Genomic DNA, 2947 nt, shown 5'->3' on the forward strand with positions numbered 1-2947 from the left:
TTTTTTTAATTTATGATTTATTATTTTTATGAGGGGTATATATTAATTGAGAGTAGTTTGATTTATAATTAAATTAAGATCTTTAATGTGTATTATTTTATACATATTTTACTATAATTAATAAAGTAGACAAAAGAAAAGAGAGGTAATGCAAATGGGAAATTGTAATTCATGTCCATCTAAAGGAAATTGTAATAAGCAAGAGACTTGTACAATAGAAAATAATCCTAATAATAAAATAAAAAATATAATAGGTGTAATGAGTGGAAAAGGTGGAGTTGGAAAATCTACTGTAACAGCTCTTATTGCAAAAAAATTAAATAAAATGGGATATAAAGTTGGTATATTAGATGCAGATATAACTGGTCCAAGTATTCCAAGACTTATGGGAGTCCAAGATGAGAGAGCAACTTCACCAAATGGAAAAGATATATCTCCTATAGTAACTAAAGATAACATAAAAACAATGTCAATAAACTTTATGGTTGGAGAAGAAAATCAAGCTATAGTATGGAAGGGACCTATAATTAGCAATACAGTGAAACAGTTTTATAAAGATGTAATGTGGGAAGAACTAGATTATTTATTAATAGATATGCCTCCAGGAACAGGGGATGTACCACTTACAGTAATGCAAAACATACCTTTAAATGGAGTTATAATGGTTTCAGTTCCTCAAGATATGATATCTATGATAGTAGCAAAAGCTGTAAATATGGCTAAAATGCTTAATATAAAAGTATTAGGTGTAGTTGAAAATATGAGCTACATTCAATGTCCAGATTGTGATAAAAAAATAAAGCTATTTGATGGAGAAGAAACAGAAGAATTCTTAAATGAAATGGATTTAAAACTTTTAGGAGAACTTCCAATGACTAAGGAAATTGTTAATATAACGCACAATGGTTTAAATGAAATAAGCGATGAATTAAATAACATATTAACTGATATTATAGAAAACATAAAATAAAATAATGAAAAAGCGATCTTAGGTTAAGGTCGCTTTTTTGTTTAATTATAAAATTAATTATAATTTAAGGTTATTACATATAAAAAGAATGTATAAAAATGAGATTATTTGTATAAAAATGATGAAAAATTTGAAAAATATAGAATATTGAAAAAACTGCATTGTTTTTTTGTTAACCATATGCTACCATTATAAAAAAGAATGATAAATATAAATAAAGGGGGCGTAATATGAGTAAATCAGCAGTTAAAGAAAAAAAGAGTTTTTTGATGAAATCTCTAGATGGTATAGAGTACATAGGTAATAAATTGCCACATCCAGTTACTTTATTTGCAATGCTTTGTATTGCAATCGCTATTATATCTGCAATAGCAGCGAATATGGGGTTAAGTGTAACAGCCGAACTTATAAATAGAGAAACGATGGAAGTGGAAAAACAAACGATAACGGCAGTTAACTTATTAAATGGTGAAGGGTTTAAATATATGCTAGAAAATGCAGTAACAAACTTCACTTCATTTGCACCACTGGGAGTTGTTTTAGTTGGAATGTTAGGAATAGGATTGGCGGAAAGTTCAGGATATATAGGAACATTACTTAAAAAAATAGTTAGTGTAACACCATCAAAATTAATAGTTCCAACTGTAGTTTTCTTAGGAATCATGTCAAACATGGCATCAGATGCAGGGTATGTTATATTAATTCCGCTTGGAGCTTTAGTTTTTATGGCTTATGGAAGACATCCACTAGCAGGTATAGCAGCAGCATTTGCCGGAGTTTCAGGAGGATTTAGTGCAAACCTAATAATTGGAACAATAGATCCTATGCTAGCAGGAATAACAAATGAGGCAGCACATATAATTGATCCTACAGTTAGTATAAGTGCTACTGCTAACTATTTCTTTATGGTAGTATCTACATTTTTAATAACAATATTAGGAACTATAATAACTACTAAAGTTATAGAACCTAAACTAGGTAAGTATGATTCTAAAATGGCTAGTAATTCAGATGGAATGACAAGAGCTAGTGATTTACAAACTATAAAACCTGAAGAAGCTAAAGCTATGAAAGTTGCAAACTTTACTTTATTATTTATGGTAATTGGATTAGTCATTCTTGTTGCAATGCCTAATTCATTTTTAAGGAACTTAGATAAAGCAAGTTTCTTAGACTCTATAGTTGATCACTCAACTTTAATGAATGGTCTAATACCAATAATAGCATTAATGTTCTTTGTACCATCAGTAGTTTATGGTAAAATTTCAAAAACTGTAAAAAATGAAAAAGAAGTTGCAGCACATATGAGTAAAGCAATGAGCTCAATGGGTGGATATTTATGTTTGGCATTCGTTGCAGCACAGTTTATAAAATACTTTGAATATACAAATTTAGGAACTATAATTGCTGTAAGAGGAGCAGAGTTCTTACAGTCTATAAATATAGGATCAATACCTTTGCTTGTTGGATTTATAATTATAACAGGGTTTATAAACCTGTTTATGGGATCTGCATCAGCTAAATGGGCTATAATGGCTCCTGTATTTATACCAATGTTCTTAAAGCTTGGAATAGGAGCAGATGTAGTTCAAACTGCATATAGAATAGCAGATAGTTCTACAAATATAATATCTCCACTTATGAGTTACTTTGCAATGGTTATAGTGTTTATGCAAGCATATAAAAAAGATACGGGAATTGGTACGGTTATATCGTTGATGTTACCTTACTCTATGACATTCTTAATAGCTTGGACTATACTATTTGTAATATGGATGAGTTTTGGTATACCAGTAGGATTTTAAATATATAAAAAAGAGCTGTTTCATATATGAAACAGCTCTTTCTTTATATAAATATAGGTGGGAGAAATTTATTATTAATTGACTTGAATTTTAAGCAAACTTTATGGAGTGATTTTATTAAACAGTATTTAATTTTCTATTATATGTTAGAATTAATGTATATAGCAAAAAA

General features: G+C 29.0%; 2 protein-coding genes. Both read left to right on the plus strand.

The features are described from left to right. Window positions 1–154 precede the first annotated feature (154 nt). Complete coding sequence (locus tag VN21_RS05280) at window positions 155–970, plus strand: Mrp/NBP35 family ATP-binding protein (RefSeq protein WP_046822382.1); 816 nt, start codon at window positions 155–157, stop codon at window positions 968–970. A gap of 230 nt (window positions 971–1200) precedes the next feature. Beyond that, window positions 1201–2775: an AbgT family transporter gene (locus VN21_RS05285; RefSeq protein ID WP_046822383.1), complete on the plus strand. Its 1575-nt coding sequence runs from the start codon at window positions 1201–1203 to the stop codon at window positions 2773–2775. Window positions 2776–2947: the final 172 nt, after the last annotated feature.

Origin of the sequence: Paraclostridium benzoelyticum (assembly GCF_001006285.1) — a bacterium.
GTDB lineage: Bacteria > Bacillota > Clostridia > Peptostreptococcales > Peptostreptococcaceae > Paraclostridium > Paraclostridium benzoelyticum.

What these genes read in the sequence shown, in the direction of transcription:
- VN21_RS05280 (WP_046822382.1), top strand. Translation starts at nt 155, where the DNA reads ATGGGAAATTGTAATTCATGTCCATCTAAAGGAAATTGTAATAAGCAA.
- VN21_RS05285 (WP_046822383.1), top strand. Translation starts at nt 1,201, where the DNA reads ATGAGTAAATCAGCAGTTAAAGAAAAAAAGAGTTTTTTGATGAAATCT.